At 74.3% G+C, this 23,062-nt stretch carries 23 protein-coding genes and 2 riboswitches; of the genes, 14 read left to right on the top strand and 9 right to left on the bottom strand.

Features of this window, described 5'->3' with window-relative positions:
* The first annotated feature begins 47 nt into the window (after window positions 1-47).
* Window positions 48-698 (top strand): helix-turn-helix domain-containing protein, encoded by a 651-nt coding sequence (locus tag RCG67_RS14195; protein WP_368827190.1) that lies wholly within the window; start codon window positions 48-50, stop codon window positions 696-698.
* A gap of 49 nt (window positions 699-747) precedes the next feature.
* Here RCG67_RS14195 and RCG67_RS14190 read toward each other — a convergent pair whose 3' ends face one another.
* Window positions 748-2,127, bottom strand: a complete 1,380-nt coding sequence (locus RCG67_RS14190; RefSeq protein WP_368827188.1) for an MFS transporter — start codon at window positions 2,125-2,127, stop codon at window positions 748-750.
* Window positions 2,128-2,357: 230 nt separating this feature from the next.
* Here RCG67_RS14190 and ppgK point away from each other — a divergent pair, with 230 nt between their 5' ends.
* Window positions 2,358-3,221, top strand: a complete 864-nt coding sequence (gene ppgK, locus RCG67_RS14185; protein WP_368827186.1) for a polyphosphate--glucose phosphotransferase — start codon at window positions 2,358-2,360, stop codon at window positions 3,219-3,221.
* Between the two features lie 188 nt (window positions 3,222-3,409).
* Window positions 3,410-3,757 (top strand): hypothetical protein, encoded by a 348-nt coding sequence (locus RCG67_RS14180; protein WP_368827185.1) that lies wholly within the window; start codon window positions 3,410-3,412, stop codon window positions 3,755-3,757.
* Window positions 3,758-3,779: 22 nt separating this feature from the next.
* On the opposite strand, the gene RCG67_RS14175 is transcribed toward RCG67_RS14180, so the two are convergent.
* The 5 genes from RCG67_RS14175 to RCG67_RS14155 form a co-directional block, all read right to left on the bottom strand.
* Entirely contained in the window at window positions 3,780-3,983 is a 204-nt protein-coding gene (locus RCG67_RS14175) for a hypervirulence associated TUDOR domain-containing protein (RefSeq protein ID WP_058874229.1), read from the bottom strand.
* Window positions 3,984-4,181: 198 nt separating this feature from the next.
* Entirely contained in the window at window positions 4,182-5,867 is a 1,686-nt protein-coding gene (locus RCG67_RS14170) for an MDR family MFS transporter (RefSeq protein ID WP_368827183.1), read from the bottom strand.
* Window positions 5,864-6,490 (bottom strand): TetR family transcriptional regulator, encoded by a 627-nt coding sequence (locus RCG67_RS14165; RefSeq protein ID WP_368827181.1) that lies wholly within the window; start codon window positions 6,488-6,490, stop codon window positions 5,864-5,866. The genes RCG67_RS14170 and RCG67_RS14165 overlap by 4 nt, the downstream gene beginning before the upstream one ends.
* 85 nt (window positions 6,491-6,575) lie before the next feature.
* A complete protein-coding gene (locus RCG67_RS14160) occupies window positions 6,576-6,905 on the bottom strand; it encodes a DUF3140 domain-containing protein (RefSeq protein ID WP_368827179.1) in 330 nt (109 codons plus the stop codon).
* Complete coding sequence (locus RCG67_RS14155; protein WP_368827178.1) at window positions 6,902-7,543, bottom strand: GntR family transcriptional regulator; 642 nt, start codon at window positions 7,541-7,543, stop codon at window positions 6,902-6,904. Before RCG67_RS14155 ends, RCG67_RS14160 begins: the two co-directional genes overlap by 4 nt.
* A 132-nt stretch (window positions 7,544-7,675) precedes the next feature.
* On the opposite strand from RCG67_RS14155, the gene RCG67_RS14150 reads away from it, so the two are divergent.
* Genes RCG67_RS14150 through madM form a run of 4 tightly spaced genes read left to right on the top strand, consistent with a single transcriptional unit; the run spans window position 7,676 to window position 11,642 of the window.
* A complete protein-coding gene (locus tag RCG67_RS14150; RefSeq protein WP_368827177.1) occupies window positions 7,676-8,938 on the top strand; it encodes a malonyl-CoA decarboxylase domain-containing protein in 1,263 nt (420 codons plus the stop codon).
* Window positions 8,935-10,461, top strand: coding sequence for an AMP-binding protein (locus RCG67_RS14145; protein ID WP_368827175.1), 1,527 nt, complete (start codon window positions 8,935-8,937; stop codon window positions 10,459-10,461). The genes RCG67_RS14150 and RCG67_RS14145 overlap by 4 nt, the downstream gene beginning before the upstream one ends.
* 9 nt (window positions 10,462-10,470) lie before the next feature.
* Window positions 10,471-10,878 carry a malonate transporter subunit MadL gene (gene madL / locus RCG67_RS14140; protein ID WP_368827173.1) on the top strand — a complete coding sequence of 136 codons (408 nt, stop codon included), beginning with the start codon at window positions 10,471-10,473 and terminating at the stop codon, window positions 10,876-10,878.
* Window positions 10,878-11,642: a malonate transporter subunit MadM gene (gene madM / locus RCG67_RS14135; RefSeq protein ID WP_368827170.1), complete on the top strand. Its 765-nt coding sequence runs from the start codon at window positions 10,878-10,880 to the stop codon at window positions 11,640-11,642. The genes madL and madM overlap by 1 nt, the downstream gene beginning before the upstream one ends.
* Window positions 11,643-11,715: 73 nt before the next feature.
* Here the strand turns inward: madM and RCG67_RS14130 are convergent, their stop codons facing one another.
* The 3 genes from RCG67_RS14130 to thiE form a co-directional block, all read right to left on the bottom strand.
* Entirely contained in the window at window positions 11,716-12,627 is a 912-nt protein-coding gene (locus tag RCG67_RS14130) for a VOC family protein (RefSeq protein WP_368827168.1), read from the bottom strand.
* A 213-nt stretch (window positions 12,628-12,840) separates the two neighbouring features.
* Window positions 12,841-13,893, bottom strand: coding sequence for a hypothetical protein (locus tag RCG67_RS14125; RefSeq protein WP_368827167.1), 1,053 nt, complete (start codon window positions 13,891-13,893; stop codon window positions 12,841-12,843).
* A 76-nt stretch (window positions 13,894-13,969) separates the two neighbouring features.
* Window positions 13,970-14,644: a thiamine phosphate synthase gene (thiE, locus tag RCG67_RS14120; protein WP_438612678.1), complete on the bottom strand. Its 675-nt coding sequence runs from the start codon at window positions 14,642-14,644 to the stop codon at window positions 13,970-13,972.
* Window positions 14,645-14,719: 75 nt separating this feature from the next.
* Window positions 14,720-14,823, top strand: a riboswitch (TPP riboswitch).
* Between thiE and RCG67_RS14115 the strand changes: the two genes are divergently transcribed.
* The 7 genes from RCG67_RS14115 (at window position 14,819) to RCG67_RS14085 (ending at window position 23,006) form a co-directional block, all read left to right on the top strand.
* Window positions 14,819-16,273, top strand: a complete 1,455-nt coding sequence (locus tag RCG67_RS14115) for an FAD-dependent oxidoreductase (RefSeq protein WP_368827165.1) — start codon at window positions 14,819-14,821, stop codon at window positions 16,271-16,273. Its footprint overlaps the riboswitch before it by 5 nt.
* Window positions 16,270-16,509, top strand: coding sequence for a sulfur carrier protein ThiS (thiS, locus tag RCG67_RS14110; RefSeq protein ID WP_368827163.1), 240 nt, complete (start codon window positions 16,270-16,272; stop codon window positions 16,507-16,509). The genes RCG67_RS14115 and thiS overlap by 4 nt, the downstream gene beginning before the upstream one ends.
* 1 nt (window position 16,510) lies before the next feature.
* On the top strand, window positions 16,511-17,383 hold the full coding sequence (locus tag RCG67_RS14105) for a thiazole synthase (protein ID WP_368827162.1): 873 nt from the start codon (window positions 16,511-16,513) through the stop codon (window positions 17,381-17,383).
* Window positions 17,380-18,555, top strand: coding sequence for a molybdopterin-synthase adenylyltransferase MoeB (moeB, locus tag RCG67_RS14100; protein ID WP_368827160.1), 1,176 nt, complete (start codon window positions 17,380-17,382; stop codon window positions 18,553-18,555). Before RCG67_RS14105 ends, moeB begins: the two co-directional genes overlap by 4 nt.
* 156 nt (window positions 18,556-18,711) lie before the next feature.
* Window positions 18,712-18,806: riboswitch (SAM riboswitch) on the top strand.
* A gap of 103 nt (window positions 18,807-18,909) precedes the next feature.
* On the top strand, window positions 18,910-20,223 hold the full coding sequence (locus RCG67_RS14095; RefSeq protein ID WP_368827158.1) for an acyl-CoA dehydrogenase family protein: 1,314 nt from the start codon (window positions 18,910-18,912) through the stop codon (window positions 20,221-20,223).
* Window positions 20,224-20,226: 3 nt separating this feature from the next.
* Window positions 20,227-21,639 (top strand): MFS transporter, encoded by a 1,413-nt coding sequence (locus RCG67_RS14090; protein WP_368827156.1) that lies wholly within the window; start codon window positions 20,227-20,229, stop codon window positions 21,637-21,639.
* Window positions 21,636-23,006, top strand: coding sequence for an LLM class flavin-dependent oxidoreductase (locus RCG67_RS14085; protein WP_368827155.1), 1,371 nt, complete (start codon window positions 21,636-21,638; stop codon window positions 23,004-23,006). The genes RCG67_RS14090 and RCG67_RS14085 overlap by 4 nt, the downstream gene beginning before the upstream one ends.
* Window positions 23,007-23,062: the final 56 nt, after the last annotated feature.

Genomic DNA, 23,062 nt, shown 5'->3' with positions numbered 1-23,062 from the left:
AGCACCACGGTAGACGCACTGTGCGCACAAGACATAGCATCTTGCTCATGACGCAAGAACTGGACCTGGACGCCGTGATCCGCCGGCGCATCCGCGGCCTCCGGCTGGCGCGCGGCTGGTCCCTGGACGCGCTCGCGGCCCGGTGCCGGCTCAGCCCGTCCACGCTGAGCCGGCTCGAGACCGGGCACCGCCGGATCGCCCTGGACCAGCTGGTGCCCATCGCCCGGGCGCTCGACACCTCGCTGGACCAGCTCGTCGAGTCCCCCGAGGACGAGGACGTCGTGATCCGCCCGCAGCCCAGCAGCACGCCGGGGCTGACCACGTGGTTGCTGTCCACCGAGCGGGCGCTGCACGGGATGACCGTGGCCAAGATGCGCATCCTGCCGGGCCGCCCGCCCGCCCCGGAGCGGCTCGCGGTGCACCCCGGCCGGGACTGGTTCACCGTGCTCTCCGGGACCGCCCGCCTGCACCTGGGGGAGCGGGTGATCGTGGTCGAGGTGGGTCAGGCGGCGCAGTTCTCCACGATGGTCCCGCACGCCATCGTGGCGCAGGGCGGGCCGGTGGAGATCCTCACCGTGCTGGACCACGACGGCGAGCGCGCCCATCTGCGCGCGGACGGTCCGGCCGGGCCGGGCCCGGGGCAGGCCCCGGCCGGGCACCCGGAGCCCGGCGGGGCCGATCATGACCCGGCCGGGTGACGAGGGACCCCGCGCCGGGGCCGGGAGCGCAGACGGTGGACCGGCCGGCTCAGGAGCCCGGCGCCGCCGGCACCGTCGCGGCGCGCCCCGCCGGCCCGCGTCGCGCCGGCGGTCCGGCCGCGCCGGGGACCTGCGGGATCAGTGCCACGGCCCCGGCGGCGACCAGCGCCACGGCGGCGAAGACGATGAAGTTCCACTGGAACGGCAGGTCCATCGAGCCGATCCAGCCCCCGATGAGCGGGCCCGAGATCGCGCCCACGCGGGCGAAGGACAGGGCCCAGCCGGTGGCGGTGGCGCGAGAGTGGGCGGGGTAGTACTCGGCCACCCAGCCGGTGAGCACCAGCGAGGTGGAGATCGAGCCGATGCCGGCCAGGGCCACGAACGCGTAGTTGACCACCAGGGAGTTGGGGAACATCAGCAGCAGGATGCCCACCCCGCCCAGCAGGTAGAAGACCACCAGGATCAGCTTCTTGCCGTAGGCGTCCGCCGCGCGCCCCAGGGCGATGCCGCCGACGGCCGAGGCCAGGCTGAAGACCACCAGGAACGTCAGTGCCGGGCCGAGCTCGTAGCCGGCGGAGCGCATGATCGAGGGCAGCCACGTGTTGAGGCCGTAGACCAGGACCATCCCGCAGAACAGGGAGACCCAGAAGAACACGGTGGCGGTCAGGTACCCGCCGGAGAACATGGCCGTCAGGGACTGCTTCCAGCTCACGGACCGTGCCCGGGCCTCCTCGGAGAGCACCGGGGTCCAGTCGCTCTCGACGAACGGGGCCACGTGCAGCTGCTCCGCCAGGCGAGCGGCCTCCTCACGGCGACCCTTGCTCATCAGGTGCTCGAGGGACTCCGGCACGAGCTTGGCGACGAGGGGCAGCAGGACCACGGGGAGGAACCCGACGCCGACCACCCACCGCCAGCCCAGCACGGGCAGCAGCGCGATCGCCACGAGCGCGGCGGCCAGGATGCCGAGGGAGTAGCCGGAGTACATCACGCCGTAGTTGAAGGACCGGCGCCGCGGCGCCGAGTACTCGATGGTCAGGGCGGCGGCCACGGGGATGATCCCGCCCATGCCCAGGCCGCCGAGCAGGCGGAAGAGCCCGAAGACCTCCGGGGTGGGGGCCAGCGCGGCACCCAGCTGCATGGTGGTGAAGACGGCCATCGAGACCAGCAGCATCTTCTTCCGGCCCACCCGGTCCGAGAGCGTGCCGATCACCATGGCGCCGACGAGCATGCCGACCAGGGCGTAGGAGCCGAGCCCGCCGAGCTCCAGGGGCGTGAGGTCCCACGCGCGGTGCTCCGCGAGGGCCGGCAGGACGGCGCCGAACACTCCGACGTCGTAGCCCTCGGCCAGGATCGCGAGCCAGCAGGCGAGCAGCACCCGGTTGGTGGTCTTCTGCGGGACGGGCCACGCGGTGCGGGTGGAGCTGGTCATGCGGAGTCATCCTTCGAGAGGTGGCGGGACGCCCGGGCACCGGCCGGGGCCGGGGCGCTCGCCGGGGTGACCGGGACCACTCGATTCTAGGCAACGGCGGGGCCGGGTGGGCCGGGACGGCAGGCAGCCGGACCCGGCGCGAATAATTGCCGTCCCCGCCCGGTTGTACAGTCGACCAGGCGCCGCCCGTGCGAGGGCGCGCCGCTCCCGCCTCAATCCAGGACCGTGAGATGACCTGTGCCCTGCCGTCCTTCCGGACGCCCCCGACCGTCCCCCCGCCCGTTCCCGGCGGGGGCGACGACGACGCCCGCTGCCTCGGCGTGGACATCGGCGGGACGACCATCAAGTACGCGGTCGTGGACCCGGTCCGCGGCACCACCGTCGGCCCCGTCCGCCGGGTGCCCACGCCCGCGCCGGCGACCCCGGCGGCAGTGGTGGCCGCCCTCCGCGGGGTCCTGGCGGGGCTGGAGGACGCGCCGGAGCTGGACCGGCCCCTGGCCGGGGTCGGCGTGGGCGTCCCGGCCATCATCGACCACGGCATCGCCCGCTCGGCCGCCCACCTCGACGACTCCTGGATCGGCGCGGACGCCCGGGAGCTGCTCGCCACCGGGCTGGGGCGGCAGGTCGCGGTGCTCAACGACGCCGACGCCGCCGGGCTGGCCGAGGTGCGCTTCGGCGCCGCCCGGGACGCCCGCGGCACGGTGCTGGTGATCACGCTGGGCACCGGGATCGGCTCGGCGCTGTTCCTGGACGGGGAGCTGATCCCCAACAGCGAGTTCGGCCACGTCTGGCTGGACGGCCGCGACGTGGACGGCTGGGCCGGCGCCTCCGCCCGGACGGTGGAGGCCCTGGACTGGCCGACCTACACGGACCGGCTCCAGCGCTACCTGTCCCACCTCGAGCGCCTGATCTCGCCGGACCTGATCGTCCTCGGCGGGGGCATCAGCGAGCGGCACCAGGAGTTCCTGCCCCACCTGCGGCTGCGCGCCCGCGTGGCCCCCGCGCAGCTGCGCAACGCCGCCGGCATCGTCGGCGCCGGCCGCCAGGCCCACCTCGGAGCGGAGCAGGCGGGCCGCCTCGCCGGGATCCGCTGAGCGGATCCCGGGCGCGGCTGCCTGAACGTCCGTGCACCACGGGTCGCGGCCCGTGGACCGATGCGAAGGACTCTTCCCCCGTGTGACGTGGATCTCTATCATGGACAGAGACAGCGTGGTCGAGCACCCCGCCCGGCACGGGCACCTCAGCAGGTCCCCGTGCGCTCCCACGACTGGAGATCCCCGCCATGAGCCTTTCCGCACTGAGCCCTGTTCCCGACGACACCGGTCCCCTCGACGTCCTCCCGGGCATCGGCGTGGGTCCGGCCGTCGACCCGGTCGCGTCCATCACCGTCTCCCACGTCGCCCGGTACCGCATGCGCACCGACCGTGCCGGCCTGGACCTCCGCGCCGGTGAGGCGGTGCTGTGCGCCCCCTACGAGCCGGTCGAGCTCGGGATGGTCGTGCTGGTGCGCTGCGAGGTCGACGGCTACACCCCGGGCGCCCTGATCCCGGCGGCCGACGTCGAGTACCTCGAACCGGTCGGCCCGTCCTTCGGCCCGTTCGTCTGGGGCACGCCCGGCGTCCGCGACTGAGCGCCGTGCCCGGCCCGCGGCGTCAGGCCTCGGTCAGGGCGTCCGCCTTGTGGGTCGCACGGGCCCCGGTGTCGGCGGACTCCACGATGTAGTGCGGGTCGTCCGTGCTCGCGCGGTACGTGCGGCCGTCGAACTCGAAGTCCTCGGTCCTCTTCTCGACCACGGTGCCCTCGGTGGTGCCCTGCGGGGTGTTCCACGTGACCTTGGTGCCCTTGCTCAGACCCATCAGCTGCTCCTTCTCCCGTGCTCGTCCGCGCCGGTGTCCGTGCACTCTCGCGCCGGTCCCGGTCGCCGCGGCACGCCCTCGGCGGCCGGGCACTCCCGGGTGTGGGGCCCAACCTACCGACGGATCGGGGCCCTGGCGAGCGTCCGCGGGCGCAGGACGCGGGCGGGTCACGCCGGCCGGGCCGCCGCCGCGCCCCGGCTACCGGGCGGAGGTGGCGGGTTCGCGTTCTGCCGGGCCCTCGCGCGACGCGCCGGCACCGCGTCCTCCGGTGTCCCGGTCCTCGTCGCCGGTCCGCCGGTCGGCCGGCCGGCCCGCGGTGCCCACGAGGCGGTCCTCGGCGAGCGCCTCGGGCTCGACGTCCTGCTCGATCGTCGTGGCCAGCGGCTTCTCGGTCACGAAGCACAGCAGGGCGGCCGCGAGCAGCCCCAGGGGCATGATCCACAGGAAGATGGGGGTCAGGGCGTCGTTGTAGGAGGTCACGATGGGGTCCTGCAGCGCCTGGGGGAGCGAGGCGACCACGGCAGGGGTGAGCGAGTTGGTCCCGCCCGCGCCGCCCTCGAGCGCGGCCGCCGGCAGGCGCTCGGCCAGCAGGTCGGCCAGCCGGCCCGCGAAGACGCTGCCGACCACGCCCGAGCCCAGGGTGGCGCCGATCTGGCGGAAGAAGTTGTTCGCCGCGGTGGCGGTGCCGACCTGCCGCAGCGGGAAGGTGTTCTGCACGATCAGCACCAGCACCTGCATGGACAGGCCCAGGCCGAGGCCCAGGACCGCGATGTAGAGGCACACGTGCCACACGCCCTGCTCGGAGGTCAGGGTCGCGAGCAGACCCATGGCCACGGCCACGAGCACGCTCCCGGCCACCGGCAGCCACTTGTAGCGGCCCGTCCGGCTCACCGCCCGCCCGGCGAGCACCGAGGTCAGGAGCATGGTGCCCATCATCGGCACCATCAGCAGCCCGGAGCGGGTGGCGTCGATGCCGAAGACCATCTGCAGGTAGGTCGGCAGGTAGCCGAGGGCCCCGAACATCGCCACGCCGGTGAGCAGCCCGGCGAGAGTGGTGAGGACGAAGTTGCGCTCGCGGAACAGGTGCATCGGGATGATCGGCTCGGCGGTGCGCCGTTCCACGGCCACGAAGGCCGCGGAGGTCACGAGCGTCCCGGCGATCAGGCCGAGGATCACGGGGTCGGTCCAGGCGTACTTGCCGCCGCCCCAGGTGGCGAACAGCACCAGGCAGGTCGTGGCCACGGCCAGCAGCGCCATGCCGCCGATGTCCAGGCGCGGCCGGCCGCTGTGCCGGGGGAGCTTGAGGAACAGGACGGCCCCGGCCAGCGCCAGGAGCCCGAGCGGGATGTTGATCCAGAAGACCCAGCGCCAGCCGGGGCCTTCGGTGAAGAACCCGCCCAGCAGCGGGCCGGCCACCGAGGCGAGGGCGAAGACGCCGCCCATGACGCCCATGTACCTGCCGCGCTCCCGGGCGGGGACCACGTCGGCGATGGCGGCCTGGGAGAGGATGATCAGCCCGCCGCCGCCGAGGCCCTGGACGGCGCGGGCGGCGATGAGGACCTCGATGCTGCCCGCGAGCGCGCCGATCACGGAGCCGGCCATGAACACCAGGATCGCGCCCAGGAGCAGGGGCTTGCGGCCCATCAGGTCCCCGAGCTTGCCGTAGACGGGCATCATGATGGTCGAGGCCAGGATGTAGGCGGTGATCACCCACAGCATCTCGTCGACCCCGTTGAGCTCGCCCACGATCGTGGGCAGCGCGGTGCTGAGCACGGTCTGGTTGAGCGCGGCCAGCAGCATGGAGAGCATGAGGCCCACGAAGAGCAGCACGAGGTGCCGGGAGCCGGTGGCCTGCTCGGTCCGGCGGGAGGGGGTGCGGGTCATGAGAGCTTCTCCTGGAGACGGTGGAAGAGGACGAGCGCCGACTCGTGGTCCTCGGTCGGCAGCCCGCGTGCCGGGGAGTAGCCCTCGGCGGTGATGGCGAAGCGCAGGGGGACCCCGGCGAGGAGCACCAGCATCCGGGCGACCTCGTCCACGGGGTGCTCCCCGATCCCGGGGGACCACTCCGGCTCACGGGCGAGCAGCTCCGCGAGGGTGTGGCGCACCAGGGCCTCGGCCTCGAGCATCAGCTCGTGCCGGCGGCGGCCCAGGCTCGGATGGTCCTGCAGGAGCTTCCGGCGCCGCTCGGCGTCCGGGCCCGCGTAGGCGCTGCGGGACACGGCCAGCAGCAGGCGGGAGACCTGGCCCAGCAGGTCGTGCTCGAGGGAGAAGCCCTCCAGGAGCTCCGGGTCCAGCGAGGGGGCCCGCATGCCCAGGACGGCGTCCTCCTTGGCGGGGAAGTAGTTGAAGAAGGTGCGCGGGGAGACGCCGGCCGCGGCGGCCACGGCCTCCACCGTGGTGCCCTCGACCCCGTGCTCGACCGCGAGGGCGGCGGCCGCCTCGTGGATCGCGGACCAGGTCTCGGCCTTCTTGCGGGCGCGCAGGGTGGGGGCAGGATCGGTGGGCATGCCCATATTCTTGCACTTCTGCACTTTTTGCACAACTGCAATATTGTGGGCCCCCCGCTCGCCCGTGCGGGTGGGGCCGGACGGCTCAGTCCTCGAGCGGGTCGTGCCCCCAGTTCATGAGGGAGTAGCGCCACCGGGTCTCCCGCACGTCCCCGTCGGGCCGCTGGGCCAGGTGGCGGTGGACGTAGCCGACGACCTTGCGCATGTGCTCGTGGTCGGCGTCCGTGCGCTCGCCCTCCGGCGTCCGGAGGATCTCCACGATGCGCCGCCCGGAGCGGTGGCCCACCGACTCCCCGCCGTCGTCCTGGCCCACCGAGGCGGACTCCTCGGTCTCCAGCCAGTCCGACAGCTGCCCGGCGGCCATGTTGACGGCCTCGTCGAAGTCCTTGCCGGTGGTGTCGTCGCCGCTGCTCATGGCTCGCTCCTCAGGACCAGTTCGGTGTACTCGTCTGCTTGGATCTGCACGTGCGCGCGCGCCTGCGCCCGGGCCGTCTCCGGGTCGTGCGCCAGGACGGCCTCCGCGATCGCCCGGTGCTCGTCCAGGCTCCTGGCCATCCGGTCGCCCACGCGCAGCTGGAGGCGGCGGTAGACCTCCAGGACGCCCTGCAGCTTCTCCGCCTCCGCGCGCAGGAACTCGTTGCCGGAGCCCGCGTAGATCGCCCGGTGGAAGCGGCTGTTGGCGTCGTAGTAGCCGTCCGGGTCGCCCTCCTGCACGAAGCGCCGGCACGCCTCGAGCGCGGCGGTCATCTCCGCGGCCGTCCCGGGGGGCATCCTGCGGGCGGCCAGCTCGGCGCAGAGGCCCTCCAGGTCCGCCATGACCTCGAACCGCTCCGCGAGCTCGCGCACGCCCAGGCGGGAGACGAAGGTCCCGTGCTTGGGCCGGATCTGCACCATCCCCGAGTTGCTGAGGTGCTGGAGCGCGTCGCGGACCGGGGTCCGGGAGCACCCGTACTCGGCGGAGATGCTGGTCAGGTCCAGCTTGTCGCCCGGTCGGTAGCGGCCGGCGACGATGGCCTCCTCCAGGCCCCGCCGCACGCGCACGGCTTCGGTCATCGTTGCTCCTTCGACGAGTGGTCCAAATCTATCCCAGCCGAACTGTGGTGCAGCTCACACGAATGCTCTACAGTGCAGTGATATATACAACAGCGCTCGAGATGTACACATCATTCCCGTCAGGAGCTGACCATGGACGCGTCACCCCATCTGCCGAGGCGGCTGACCGAGCAGTGCGCCGCGCTGCTCGACGTCGGCGACGGCCACTTCAAGCCGACCCTGGCCTCCGCCGTGCTGGACGGGTTCGAGGGGCTCGCCCCCGAGGGACAGCTCGCGTTCTTCCGCCACCTCCACGGCGACCTGGGGGCGGCCCCCGCCGCCGTGGACGACGCCATCGCCCGGTGGCGGGACGCGCCCTCCCAGCAGTCGGCCCAGCGGCTGCACGCGGCCAGCGAGTCGCCGCGCCAAGCGCTGCTGCGCGCGCTCAACCTCGCGGAGGACGGCACCTTCCGTCTCGTCTCCATGCGCTCGCGCTTCCTGGAGGTGCTGGCCGAGCACCCGGAGCTCGAGCCGGTGGACCAGGACTTCCTGCACCTGTTCCGGTCCTGGTTCAACGCCGGCTTCCTCAAGCTGCACGAGCTCTCCTGGGACTCGCCGAGCTCGCTCGTGGAGCACGTCCTCGAGTACGAGTCCGTGCATCCGCTCGGCGGCTGGGCGGACCTGCGGTCCCGGCTCCAGCCGGTGGACCGCCAGTGCTTCGCCTTCCTGCACCCCTCCATGGGGGACCGCCCGCTGATCTTCGTGGAGGTGGCCGCGACCGAGGAGATCCCCTCCTCCACGGACTTCATCACCGACCTCGACCGGGCGGGGCAGGGCTCCGGCAGGACGGTGACGACGCTGTACTCGATCAACAACACGTTCCCGGGACTGCGCGGCATCCCGTTCGGCAACCACCTCATCAAGCAGGTGCTCGCCCACGTGCGGCGGCACGACCCGGAGGTCACCACGTTCGTGACGCTCTCGCCGGTGCCGGGGTTCCGCCGGTGGCTCGAGACCCGCCCGGCCGGCGGGACCGGGGGGAGGCGCCTGGCCGCGGAGGCGGACGCCGCCCTGCGCCCCGGGGCCCCGGCCGGCGCCGTCGAGGCCGTCCGGCCGGCGATCGTGGCCGCGGCCCGCAGCTACCTCCTGGAGAGCACCGACGGCCGCGGCAGACCCCTGGACCGCGTGGCACGGTTCCACCTGCGCAACGGCGCCGTGGTGGACCGCATCAACTGGCCGGCGAGCACCGAGCCGCACGTTCTCGACCAGTCCGTCGGGCTCATGGTCAATTACCTCTACGACGCACCGAGCGGCAGCGACGAGCGCGCGAGGGACGAAACCGAACGGGTCGCCGTCCCGGCGTCCCGCGCCGCGGCAGCGGCCCACCGACCGACCACCACCGAGGAGACGACATGAGGACCATCCACCAGCTGTTCGAGGACGCCGTGGAGAGACACGGCGAGAAGGCGCTCAGCATCGAGCCGGACGGGCGCCGGCTGACCTACGCCGCGGTGCACGCGCTGACCGAGGAGCTGGCCGGGACCCTGACCGCGCTCGGCGTGCGGCCCGGCGACCGGGTCGCGGTCAAGACCGAGAAGCTGCCCGAGGTCGTCGCGCTCTACCTGGCCACCCTGCGGGTGGGCGCGATCTACCTGCCGCTGAACACGGCGTACACCGGCAGCGAGCTCCGGTACTTCGTCGAGGACGCCCGGCCGGCCCTGTTCGTCTGCACCCCCGGCGAGGAGGAGGAACTGGCCGGGGACAGCCCGGACGGCGTCCGCTACCTGTCGATGGGCCCGCACCGGACCGGCACGCTCTTCGCGCAGGGGAGTGCCCGCCCGGGGCCCCCGGCCGCCGTGGACCTCGACGCGCCGGCCGCCATCCTCTACACCTCGGGCACCACCGGGCGCTCCAAGGGCGCCGTGCTGACCCACCGCAACCTCGCCAGCAACTGCGCCACCCTGACCGAGGCGTGGCAGTACACGCACGACGACGTGCTCGTCCACGCGCTGCCGATCTTCCACATCCACGGGCTCTTCGTGGCTGTCAACATGTCGGTGACCACCGGGGCCACCATGCACTTCCTGCCGAAGTTCGACCCGCAGGCCGTCCTCGACCTGATGCCCGAGGCCACGGTGCTCATGGGGGTGCCCACGTTCTACACCCGCCTGCTCCGGCACCCGGACCTGACGGCCGAGCGCGCGCGGACCGTGCGGCTGTTCGTCAGCGGGTCGGCGCCCCTGACCGCCGAGACGCACCACGAGTGGCAGGACCGCACCGGCCACGCCATCCTCGAGCGCTACGGCATGACCGAGACCGGCATGATGTGCTCCAACCCGTACGCCGGTGAGCGCAGGGCCGGAACCGTCGGCCCGCCGCTGCCGGGCATCAGCATCCGCGTGGCCGAGCGCGGGAGCAGCGCCGAGCTCCCGGCCGGGGAGGTCGGCTCGATCCAGGTCGCGGGCCCCAACGTGTTCCGGGAGTACTGGAACCAGCCGGAGAAGACCGCCGAGGAGTTCACCGACGACGGGTTCTTCGTCACCGGGGACCTGGGCGTGGTCGACGACGACGGCTACCTCGCCATCGTGGGGCGGGACAAGGACCTCATCATCTCGGGCGGCTACAACATCTACCCCAAGGAGATCGAGGAGCTCATCGACGAGCACCCCGCCGTGCGGGAGTCCGCGGTCGTCGGCGTGCCGCACCCCGACCTCGGGGAGGTGCCCGTCGCCGTCGTCGTGCCCCAGGGCGGCGCTCCGGCCGACGCGGAGGAGATCCTCGAGACCATCCGGCCGCGGCTGGCGCGGTTCAAGCAGCCCCGGCGGGTCGAGTTCGCCGGCGAACTGCCCCGGAACGTCATGGGCAAGATCCAGAAGGCGGCGCTGCGCCAGGAGCACGCGGCGCTGTTCCAGCAGGCACCGACCGGACCGAAGGGCTGAGGGGCGGACATGATCATCACAGGCGTAGCAGTACTGGCCGGGTGCTTCCTGACGGGAATGCTCATCGGCGAATTCCTGGGGCTGTTGTTGGGGGTCGACGCCAACGTGGGCGGTGTCGGCTTCGCCATGGTCCTGCTCGTGCTCGTCACCCACCGGATGCGCCGGGCGGGCATGCTGCCCTCGGCGACCGAGCACGGGGTGTTCTTCTGGAGCGCGATGTACATCCCGATCGTGGTGGCCATGGCGGCCACCCAGAACGTGGTCTCCGCCGTGAGCGGCGGCCCCATGGCGCTGCTGGTCGGGCTCGCGGCGCTCATCGCTGGGGCCGCACTGGTCCCGGTGCTCGCCCGGATCGGGGGCCAGGCGGACCCGCTGCCTCCTCGGGAGCAGGACAAGGCGATGGAGGAGGTCTCCTGATGGACGTCGTCGCAGAACTGCTGGAGTCCAACGGGCTCGTCTTCGCGTTCCTCGTGGTCGGGGTGCTCATCCTGGTCTCGAACTACTTCTCCCGGCGGCTGACCCGCGGCCGGCTCCAGGGCTCGGCCATCGCCATCACCGTCGGCCTCGTCCTCGCGTACTTCGGCGGCCTGCACACCGGTGGTGAGCGCGGGCTCGCGGACATCGCGGTCTTCGCCGGGCTCGGCCTCATGGGCGGCTCCATGCTGCGGGACTTCGCCATCGTCTCGACCGCCTACGGGGTGGACCTGGACGTGATCAAGAAGGCCGGCGTCACCGGGGTGCTCGCCGTGCTGCTGGGCGTCTTCGTCTCGGCCGTCGTCGGCGCGGCGATCGCCGCCGGGTTCGGGTACACCGACCCGGTCAGCATGGCGACGATCGGCGGCGGCGCGGCCACCTACATCGTCGGCCCGGTCACCGGGACGGCGCTGGGCGCGAGCAGCGAGGTCATCGCGCTCAGTGTGGCCGCCGGCCTGGTCAAGTCCGTGGTCGTGATGATCGGCACGCCGTTCATCGCCCCGCTGATCAAGCTCGACAACTACAAGTCGGCCATGGCGTTCGGCGGGCTGATGGGCACCACCTCCGGAGTGGCCGGCGGGCTGGCCGCCACGGACGAGCGGCTCGTGCCGTACGGCGCCATGACCGCGACGTTCTTCACGGGGATGGGCGTGCTGCTGGTGCCCTCGGTCTTCTACTTCGCCCTGGTGCTCCTCACCGGCGGCTGAGCCACCGGCCTCCGCGTACGGATGTGCCCCCGGTCCTGCCAGGACCGGGGGCACATCCGTACGCGGAGAGGGCTCAGGCGGCGACGCCCACCTGGATCAGGGTGTTCCAGGGGTCCTCGAAGCGCAGCACGGCGCCGTCGTGCCGGGTGGGGACCCGGTGGTCCGCGAGCCGGGCCTCGAGGGCCGCGACGTCGTCCGCGCCCGGCAGGTCGATGTTGACCTGGCCCAGCCCGAGCGAGGCCGCGCGCGGGCCCGCCCCGGCGCTCTGCCAGGTGTTGAGCGCGATGTGGTGGTGGTAGCCGCCGGCGGCGATGAACAGCGCGGAGCCGATGTCGCTCATCACCTCGAAGCCGAGGACGTCCACGTAGAACTGCCGGCCCAGCGGGATGTCGCCCACCTGCAGGTGGACGTGGCCCAGGGTGGCGGGCGGCGCCGCCGGGCGCTGCCCGTCCTGCGGGACCAGGTGCTCCTGCAGGAAGCCGTTCGGGTCCAGCGGGTTGGAGGCCAGTGTCAGGAGACCGTTGGCCTCCCGCCGCCACGTGTCGCGGGGGCGGTCGGTGTAGAGCTCCACGCCGTTGCCCTCGGGGTCGTCGAAGTAGAAGGCCTGGCTGTAGAGGTGGTCGGCGCTGCCGGTGAAGGAGCGGGGCGCCACGGTCGCCACGGACGCCAGTGCCGCGGCCAGGGCGGGCTCGTCCTCGAAGACGACCGCGGTGTGGAACAGCCCGGCCTGCCCGCGGCGGGCCGGCGGGAGCTCCCTGACCTGGCGCAGCCGCACCACCGTCCGGCCGTCCCGGCCCAGCACCGCGGTGTCCCCGGAGTGGGCGAGCACGTCGAGGGTGATGGCATCCGAGTAGTAGGCGACCATCGTGTCCAGGTCGGAGACCAGCAGCTCCACGGCGCCCATGCGGGTGCCGGCGGACAGCAGGTCCTCGGCGGGGCGCCTCGTCAGGCTCTCGGGGGCGGGGTTCTGGGGAAAGATCGGCATCTCGGGGTTCTCCGTCGGCGTGGGCGGCGCATTGGTTGATGTGTCCCCAATACTAGCCCGAGAAGCTTTCCGAAGCAAGTAAATGGTCGGTGGGACTCCCGGCGGCCCCCGGTCACGGGCGCGGGCGCCGTGACCGGGCCGCCGCGCCGCCCGCGCTCGCCGCGGCCCGAGCCGTGGCAGACCCGCGTGGCGGACCCGTGGCCGGAGGGCCGGTCAGAGGACGAAGATCAGGGCGGCGATGACGCCCAGGATCACCAGGAAGACAATGCCCCAGGCCTTGAGGTTGTCGGAGTCGTCCTCCTCGGGCTCGGCCGGGCGCGGCGGCCAGCCGCCCGGACCGGGGCCGAACACCGGTCCGGAGGGTCCCTGCCCACCCGCTCCCGGTCCTGCGGGCGCCCCCTGCTCGGCGCCGTGCCCGGGAGTGCCGTACTGAGGGGCGCCGTAGCCGGGTCCGCCGTATCCCGGTGCGCCCGGACCGGGAGCCCCCTGGCCGGGGTACTGCCCGGGCGGCGGGGGAGCCGGCGTCGCGGGGCTCACGCCCCACCGCGGCGCCTCGGGCGGGTCCGCGGGCGGGGCCTCCGGCGGCGGCGACCCTGCGCCGGGACCGCCGGTCGCGGGCGGTGCCGGGGCGGGCGGCGGTCCCGCGACCGGGCCCGGCGCCGGCAGGGCCTCGCCCGAGAGCACGGGGCCGTCCTCGCGGTGGCCCTTCTCCGCCTCGGTCAGCAGGGTCACGAACTGCTCGAGCGGCTCCGAGCCGTCGTGCTCCCGCGCCAGGAAGCGCTCGGCGCGGCGGCGGACCACCTTGTAGACGCGCCCGTCGTCGGGAACGCCCAGGTCCCGGGCGGCCCGCGCCACGGCGAGCGGGGGCTGCTCCGGCAGGGGGTTCGTGCCCCACTCCAGGAGCCCGGTCAGCAGCGGGCGCTCGAGCACGGAGGACAGCGCCGCCCGGGCGCCCGGCACCCGGGTCAGCTCCAGCAGCCCGCTCGGCGGGGCGGACGGGCACCCCGGCACGTCGCTGGGCAGCCGGGCCGCGCGCTCCAGCCAGAAGGTGTCGCCGAAGAGGGTGGCGAGCAGCACGGCGGCGGCGAGCCGGTCGTCGCCCGGCGCGGCGTCCTCCGGGGCGCCCTGCTCCCAGTGGGTGCCGAGCGCGCGGCGGGCGGGCTCACCGGCCAGCCGGACGCGCAGCTGCACGTCCTCCGGGCCGCGGGCGGTCTCCGCGGGACGCTCCACCGCGTGCCGCACCTGGGGATCGAGCTCGGGGTCCATGGGCCACTCCTCCGTCGTCGTCCGTGGGTCCATGCTCTCAGAACGTGCTGAGCGCAGGCGGGGAGCCGGGAAGGGATCAGGCGGGGAGCAGGCTGCGCAGCTGCCCCGCGGCGACCCGGGGATCGGGGGCCTCGGTGACGGCGCGGACGACGACGACGCCGCGCGCCCCGGCCGCCAGCACCTGCGGGAGCCGCGGCTCGTCGATGCCGCCGATCGCGAACCACGGCACGGGCAGGACCTCTGGGCCCGCCGCGAGCCGGGCCTCCGTGAGGTCGGCGACCGCGCGGACGAACTCCAGGCCGGTGGCGGGGCGCCCCGGCTTGGTGGGGGTGGCCCAGACGGGGCCCGTGCAGAAGTAGTCGACGTCCGGGTCCTCGAGTGCCTCCCGGGCCTGGCCGAGGTCGTGGGTGGAGCGCCCGATCAGCACGTCGGGGCCCAGCAGCTGCCGGGCCTGCGCGGGGGAGAGGTCGTGCTGGCCCACGTGGAAGACGTCGGCACCCACGAGGGCGGCGATGTCGGCGCGGTCGTTGACGGCGAACAGGGCGTCGTACTCGGCGGCGACCCGGCCCAGCAGCCGCAGCGCGGCGATCTCCTCGTCCGCGTCGATGCTCTTGTCCCGCAGCTGGACGATGTCCGCGCCCCCGGCGTACGCCGCGTGCAGGAACTCCTCGAGGTCGCCCCGGTCCCGGCGGGCGTCCGTGCACACGTACAGCCGGGCGGCGTGGAGCGCGGCCGCCCGGGGATCGTGCAGGGAGGAGTCAGTGGGGACGGAGTCGGCGGGGACGGAGGCGGCACGGGTATGCTGGGTCACACGCTGATGATAGGTCAGCGGTTCTGCGGGAGCCCCACCGGGGGCTGAGAGGGCGTCCAGCGCCGACCGCCACACCTGATGCGGGTCATGCCGCCGTAGGAAAGGACAGCCCGAGTGACGTCTGCGCACCCCGTCCCGGCGACCGCGCCCCATCCGCTGGTCGAGCAGCCCGTGCACGTCCGGGCCGACGTCGTCGTGGTCGGCGCGGGGGTGATCGGCCTGGCCACCGCCTGGGAGCTGCGCCGCCGCGGCCGCTCCGTCGCCGTGGTGGACCCCGAGCCGGGCTCCGGCGCCAGCCGCGCCGCGGCCGGGATGCTGGCCCCGGTGAGCGAGGTGCAGTACCAGCAGGAGCCCCTCTACCCCCTCATGACCGCCTCGGCGGCCGAGTACCCGGCGTTCGTGGCCGCCCTCGAGCAGGCCGCCGGCGGGACGGTGGGCCACCGGGCCACCGAGACCCTGGTCTGCGGCGTGGACGCCGCCGACCGGCAGGCCCTGGCGGACCTCCGCGAGCTGCAGGCCCGGCACGGCATGACCGTGGAGCAGCTGAGCCTGCGGGCCGCCCGGGCCCTCGAGCCGGCCCTGAGCCCCCGGCTGTCCGCCGCGTTCCGGATCCCCGACGACCACCAGGTGGACCCGCGCGGCCTCGTGGCCGGACTGCTCGCCGCCCTCACCGCCCCGGAGCCCTCGGAGCCTCCCGGGTCCGCTCAGCCACCGGAGCCCCCGGCATCCCCTGGGCGGTCGCGGTTCCCGGGCCCGGCGGAACCCCCCGAGTCCCCGCGGTCCCCGGAGGGCGCCGGGCCCGCCGGCTTCCCGGGCGGGCGCGACGGCGGGCCGGCCCGGCTCGTCCACGGCCGCGCCACGGGGCTGCGCCGCAGCGCCGAGGGCGCCGTGACCGGCGTCCGCCTGGCCGACGGCGGGATGGTCTCGGCGGCCTGGACCGTGCTCGCCCCGGGGACCGGCCTCGGCGACCTCGAGGAGCTGCCGGAGGGCTGGCACCCTCCCCTGCGCCCGGTGCACGGGGACATCCTGCGCGCCCGGGTCCCCGCCGGTGCGCCCGAGCTGCTCGAGCGCACCGTCCGCAGCCTGGTGCACGGGACGCCCGTCTACCTGGTGCCCCGCACCGACGGGACCGTGGTGATCGGGGCGACCTCCCGCGAGGACGACCTCGCCGGCCCCAGCGCCGGCGGCGTGTTCCGGCTGCTGCGCGACGCCCAGGCGCTGGTGCCCGGTGTCGCCGACCTCGAGCTCGTCGAGGTGCTGGCCCGCGCGCGGCCCGGCACCCCGGACGACATCCCGTACCTGGGGCGGGTCCGCGACCCGGACGGCTCGCCCGTGCCGGGGCTCGTGGTCTCCACCGGCTACTTCCGCCACGGCGTCCTGCTGGCCCCGCTGGCCGCCCGGCTCGCCGCGCAGCTCGTCGTCGGCGGCGCCGGACCGGATCCCGGCGCCGACGCCGAGCACCTCGCCACCACCGACCCGCACCGCTTCGACCGCCCCGTCGAGGCCCGTCGAGGGGACCCCGCCCCGGCCGCCGCCGGGCCCGGCCCCGGGAACAGGAGCACCCGATGACCGCCATCACCCTCAACGGCCGGCCGCACACGGCGGCGGAGGACGCCACCGTCGTCGACCTCGTCGCCGAGACCGTCGGCCGCGCCCTGGGCCCGGACGGCGCCCCGCGGGACGGCGGCCGCCTCGGCGTCGCCGTGGCCGTGGACGCCGCGGTCGTCCCCCGCAGCCGCTGGGCCCGCACGCCCGTGGCCGAGGGCCAGGCCGTCGAGATCATCACCGCCGTCCAAGGAGGCTGACGTGACCCACCCGCACCCCCACCCCGTGCACGACCCGCTGGTGCTCGACGGCACGGAACTGTCCTCCCGGCTGATCATGGGCACCGGAGGCCTCAGCTCGCTGCACACCCTCGAGCAGGCGCTGCTGGCCTCCGGCACCGAGCTGACCACCGTGGCCCTGCGCCGCTACGCCCCCGGCCAGGGGGACTCGCTGTTCGCGATGCTCGAGCGCAACGACATCCGGATCCTGCCCAACACCGCCGGCTGCTACACCGCCCGGGACGCGCTGCTGACCGCGGAGCTCGGGCGGGAGGCGCTCGAGACCGACTGGGTCAAGCTCGAGGTCATCGCCGACGAGGACACACTGCTGCCCGACGTGGTGGAACTCCTCGACGCCACCGAGCAGCTCGTGGCCCGCGGCTTCGAGGTCTTCGCCTACACCTCGGACGACCCCGCCGTGGCCCGGCGCCTCGAGGACCTGGGCGCGGCGGCGGTGATGCCCCTGGGCGCCCCCATCGGCACGGGCCTGGGCATCCTCAACCCGCACAACATCGAGCTCATCGCCTCCCGAGCATCGGTGCCCGTGGTGCTCGACGCCGGGATCGGCACCGCCTCCGAGGCCGCCCTGGCCATGGAGCTGGGCTGCGACGCCGTGCTGCTCGCCAGCGCCGTCACCCGCGCCCAGGACCCGGTGGCGATGGCCACCGCGATGCGCCACGCCGTGCTCGCCGGCCGGCTCGCCGCCGGGGCCGGGCGCATCCCCGCCCGCCGCCACGCCCACGCGTCCTCGCCCATGGCCGGGCGGGTCGGCACGGACGCCCCCGACGACGGGCCCGCCGCCGGCCCGGCCGACGTCCCGCGCGGTGACTGGGCGCCCGTGGGGGAGCGGCCGTGAGCCCGCTGCCCCCGCTCGTGGCGCCCGGCCCCGAGCTGACCCGCGAGGAGCTCGAGCGCTACGCCCGGCACCTGACCCTGCCCGGGATCGGGCCGCTCGGCCAGCGGCGGCTGGGCCGCGCCCGCGTGCTCGTCGTCGGCGCCGGGGGACTGGGCGCCCCGGCCCTGCAGTACCTCGCGGCGGCGGGGGTGGGGACCATCGGGATCGTCGACGACGACGTCGTGTCGCTCTCCAACCTGCAGCGCCAGGTGGTGCACACCACCGCCGACGTCGGCCGGCCCAAGGCCGTCTCCGCCGCCGAGGCCGTCACAGCGCTCAACCCGCTGGTCGAGGTCCGCACCCATCCCGTCCGGCTGGACGCGGACAACGCCGTGGACATCGTCCGCGGGTACGACCTCGTCCTTGACGGCGCCGACAACTTCACGACCCGCTACGTGGTCAGCGACGCCGCCGCCCTGACCGGCACCCCCTGCGTGTGGGGCTCCATCCTGCGCTTCGAGGGTCAGGTCAGCGTCTTCTGGGCCGGGCACGGGCCCACCTACCGGGACCTCTACCCCGAGGCCCCGCCGGACGGCGAGGTGCCCAGCTGCGCCGAGGGCGGGGTCTTCGGCATGCTCCCCGCGACCATCGGCTCGGTCATGGTCACCGAGGCCGTCAAGCTGATCACCGGCACCGGGGAGCCCCTGCTCGGGCGGGTGCTGCTGCACGACGCGCTCGCCATGACCTGGCGCGAGATGCGGCTGGCCCCGGACCCGGACGCCGCCCCGGTCACCGCGGTGGCCCGGCCCGCCGCCGGCTGCGCACTGCCCGGGGCGGACCCCGCCGAGACCGTCGGGGCGGCCGAGCTGGCCCGGCTGCTCGAGCGCCGCTCCCGCGGCGAGGCGTCCTTCGCCCTGGTGGACGTGCGCGAGGACTGGGAGCGGGAGCTCGTGGCCATCGACGGCGCCGTGCCCGTGCCCCTGCAGGAGATCCTGGACCGCGGCGCGGACGCCCTGCCCTCGGAGGCCCGCGGCGCGGACCTCGTGCTGCACTGCAAGGCCGGGGCCCGCTCCGCGACCGCGCTCGCCGCGCTGCGGCCCTTCTACGCCGGGCGGGAGGAGCGGGTCCGTCACCTCGAGGGCGGGGTGCTCGCCTGGGTGGAGCAGGTGGCCCCGGACCAGCCGGTCTACTGAGGCGGTCCGCCGCGCTCTCCTCCTTCCCTGGGCGAACGACCGGGTCGGTACACCACTCCGGACGAGATGACCGTCTGTGACGTCGTCGTGACACCCGATGACGCGCACAGGTCATCGGCTGGCCCCGGACCCCGCTGGTCTGGTGCGATGTCGGACGTCCCATTCAGAGCGGCTGAGAGATCTGGCTCGACGACGCCGCAGCAACCCGCCCTCCTCCGGGGTCAGGGTGCTAAGGCCAGAACCGATGGAGATCCCGGATCGGCAGCCGGTCCCCGACGTCGGCGCCCGGCGCTGCCGTCACCGGGCCGGCCCTGGCGCGACCGGCCTCCTCGGTGCGACCGAGAGGACCACCGCATGACCCGCACCACGGTCGAGAGGACCGCTGTCCGTTCCCGCGCCGGCACGAACCCCGCCGCCGGCCTGCCCCGGGACTACGCCGGGCTCCAGGAGCACTTCCGGCCCCTGTTCGCGGAGATCGCCGCCGGCTCCCTGGACCGGGACCTCCAGCGCGTGCTGCCCCACGCGGAGGTCCGCCGGCTGGACCGGGCCGGCTTCGGCGCCCTGCGCGTCCCGGCGGCCCACGGCGGTCCGGAGGTCGGCCTCGAGGACTTCACCCGGCTGCTGGTCGACCTGGCCGAGGCCGACTCCAACATCGCCCACCTCTACCGCTCCCACTCCGGCTTCGTGGAGTCCCTGCGCTTCCTGCCCTCTGAGCTCCAGGAGGTCTGGTACCCGCGGGTGCTGGCCGGGGCCACCGTGGGCAACGCCTCCACGGAGAAGGGCGGCAACGCGCTCGGCACCCTGAACACCGTGCTGAGCCGGAGCGCCGCGGGCTGGGAGCTCACCGGCCGGAAGTACTACGCCACCGGCTCGGTCTTCTCCGACTACACCCGCGTCTCGGCCGCCCTGGACGGCCGGGACGGCCGCCGCTTCGCCGTCGTCCCCACGGACGCCGAGGGCGTCACGCTCGAGGACGACTGGGACGGCTTCGGGCAGAAGCTCACCGGCACCGGCACCGCGGTCTTCGACCGGGTGCGCGTCCCGGACGACGCCGTGCTGGACCGCACCGCCGGCAGCGCGGAGGCCGTCCACGAGGCCGCCTTCTTCCAGCTCGTGCTGCTGGCCGTCCTGGCCGGCATCGCCCGGGCCGCCCGGCGGGACGCCGTGGACACCATCGCCGCCCGCCGGCGGACCTTCAACACCGGGCTCGGCCTGCCGTTCCGCGACGACCCGCTGATCCAGGAGGCCACCGGCCGGATCTCCGCCAAGGCCTTCGCCGCCGAGGCCACCGTCCTGCACGCCGCCCGTGCCCTGGACGCCGGGATCGCCGCCGCCGCAGCGGCCGGCGCCGACCGGCCGGAGTTCACCGGGGCTCTCCCGGCGGCACTGCACGAGTCCGAGATCGCCGTGGAGCACGCCCAGGTCACCGTCCCGGAGCTGGCGCTCGGCGCGGCCCAGGACCTGTTCCTCACCGTGGGCGCCTCCGCCACGTCCACGGCCAAGGGGCTGGACCGGCACTGGCGCAACGCCCAGACCGTGGCCACCCACAACCCGATCGCCTTCCGTGCCCGCGCCCTCGGCGACTACCTCATCAACGGCACCCTGCCGGAGGGCCTGAACGCCATCGGCGACGCGAGGACCCCCGCCGACCGAACCCCAGGAGCCTGACCCATGAGCACCACGACCACGGCCGCCCCGGGACGCAGCAGCATCGTCCACGGCAAGAAGCGCGTCCTGGCCTCGGCCTTCGCCGGGACCACCATCGAGTGGTACGACTTCTACCTCTACGGCACCGCCGCCGCGCTGGTCTTCAACGTCCAGTTCTTCCCCATGGCCACCGAGCTCGGCGGCATCGTCGCGTCCTTCGCCACGCTCGCGGTCGGGGTGATCGCCCGGCCCCTGGGCGGGATCGTCGCCGGGCACCTGGGCGACCGGATCGGCCGCAAGGCCCTGCTGGTGGCCTCCCTGATGCTCATGGGCGTGGCCTCCACCCTGATCGGGCTGCTGCCGACCTACGAGGTGATCGGCTGGTGGGCCGTCGTCGGGCTCGTGGTCCTGCGCATCCTCCAGGGCCTGTCCGCCGGCGCCGAGTGGGGCGGCTCCGCGCTGCTGAGCGTGGAGCACTCACCGGCCCGGCACCGCGGGTTCTTCGGGTCCTTCACCCAGATCGGGTCCTCGGCCGGCATGCTGCTGGCCACCGGGGCGTTCTTCATCGTGCAGAACGTCATGAGCGAGGAGCAGTTCGCCGCCTACGGCTGGCGCATCCCCTTCCTGCTCTCGGCCCTGCTGGTGGCGATCGGCCTGTGGATCCGCCTCGGCGTGGCCGACGCCCCGGAGTTCCTGGCGCACCGGGCCTCCGGCAACGTGGCCACCGCGCCCCTGCGGGAGCTGCTGACCCACCACCGCCGCCCGCTGCTGGTCACGATCGGCCTGCGCCTGGCCCAGAACGCCGTCTACTACCTGGTGACGGTCTACATGCTGACCTACCTGCGGGACGTGCGCGGGGACAGCGCCGCGGGCGTGACCGCGGTGATGATCGCCTCGGCCATCGGCCTGTTCTCCACCCCTTTCTGGGGCTGGCTCTCCGACCGGGTGGGCCGCAAGGTCGTCTCGGTGACCGCCTACGCGGCGATCGGCGTCTTCGGCTGGGTGCTGTTCGCCTTCCTCGACACCGGTCCGCTCGCCCTGCTGCCGCTCGTGGTGATCCTGGGCATCAACCTCGTCCACGACGCGATCTACGGGCCGCAGGCGGCCTGGTTCGCCGAGCAGTTCCCGGTGCACGTGCGCTACTCGGGGGTGAGCTTCGGCTACCAGGTCGGCACCGTCCTGGGCGGCGGGCTGATGCCGATGATCGCCGCCCTGCTGTTCGCCGCCGGCGGGGGCACCCCGTGGCTGATCGCCGGCTACCTCTCCGGGCTGGCCGTGCTCTCGATCGTCGCCGCCCTGGCCGCGAAGGACCCCGCCCGCGAACAGCGCGGCACCGAGCTCACCGACCTGCACGACGTCCGCACCGTGCTCGGCGCGATCCGATCCGCCGACGCCGGGACCACCTCCGAGACCACCCCCGCGAGGAGCACCGTATGACCCGCCCCCTGCTGCTGAACGCCTTCGACATGATGGTGCCCGTGCACCAGTCACCGGGACTGTGGCGCCACCCCGAGGCCGGGGTCACGCAGTTCGACACGCTCGAGTACTGGACGTCCCTGGCCCGCACCCTCGAGGAGGGCGGCTTCGCCTCGCTGTTCCTGGCCGACATCCCGGGCGTCTACGACGTGTACGGCGGCGGGACCGAGGCCACCGCCCGCGGGGGAGTGCAGTACCCGCTGCTCGACCCGCTCGTCGCGGTGCCGGCGATGGCCGCGGCGACCGAGCGGCTCGGCTTCGGGGTGACCGCCTCGGTCACCTACGAGGCCCCCTACCTGCTGGCCCGCACCTTCGCGACCCTGGACCACTTCACCCGCGGCCGGGTGGCGTGGAACGTGGTCACCTCCTACCAGGACTCCGCCGCCCGGAACCTGGGCATGGACCGGCAGATCCCGCACGACGAGCGCTACGACCGCGCCGACGAGTACATGGAGGTCATGTACAAGCTCCTCGAGGGATCCTTCGAGCCCGGGGCCGTGAAGGCCGACGCCGCCGCCGGGGTCTTCGTGGACCCCGACCTCTCGCACCCCGTCGGCCACGAGGGCACCTGGTTCTCCGTGCCCGGCCACGCGCTGACCCACCCCGGGCCCCAGGGCACTCCGCTGCTGTTCCAGGCCGGCGCCTCGAAGCGCGGGCAGCAGTTCGCCGTCGACCACGCCGAGGCCATCTTCTTCATCGGCAACACCCCGCAGCTCGTGCGCCGGTGGACCGACGGCGTCCGGGCCGAGCTCGCCGAGCGGGGGCGGGACGAGGACGCCGTGAAGACCTTCACCATGGCCACGGTGGTGGTCGCCGAGACCGACGAGGAGGCCCACGCCAGACTGGCGGGGTACCGCCGGCACGTGGACATCGAGGGGGCGCTGTCCCTGTTCGGCGGCTGGACCGGGGTCGACCTCTCCGGGGCGGACCCCGAGGCGCCGCTCGAGTACGTGGCCACCGACGCCAACCAGTCCGCGCTCGCGGCGTTCACCTCGCTGTCCCCCGACCGGACCTGGACGGTGCGGGACCTGGCCGAGTTCGTGGCCATCGGCGGCCGCGGGCCCGTCATCGCCGGCGCCCCCGGCACCGTGGCGGACGAGCTGGAGCGCTGGCGCGAGGAGGCCGGAGTCGACGGCTTCAACATCTCGGCGGCCGTGCGGCCGGCGGACCTGGAGCGGTTCACCACGATGGTGTCGCCCGAGCTGCGGCGCCGGGGCCTGCTGCCGGAGCCCGGGGCCCTCCCCGCCGGCAGGACGCTGCGCGAGGCGCTGACCGGGGCCGGTCCGCGGCTGGCCGATGACCACCGCGGGGCCTCCTACCGCCGGTGACCGCCGAGCCGTCGGGGCACACCGCTCGACGGTCCGGCGGTCGGCCGCCGACCCGG

Origin of the sequence: Kocuria cellulosilytica (assembly GCF_040981245.1) — a bacterium.
In the GTDB taxonomy this organism is placed as follows: Bacteria; Actinomycetota; Actinomycetes; order Actinomycetales; family Micrococcaceae; genus Kocuria; species Kocuria cellulosilytica.
This window is presented reverse-complemented; position numbering and strand designations above follow the sequence as displayed.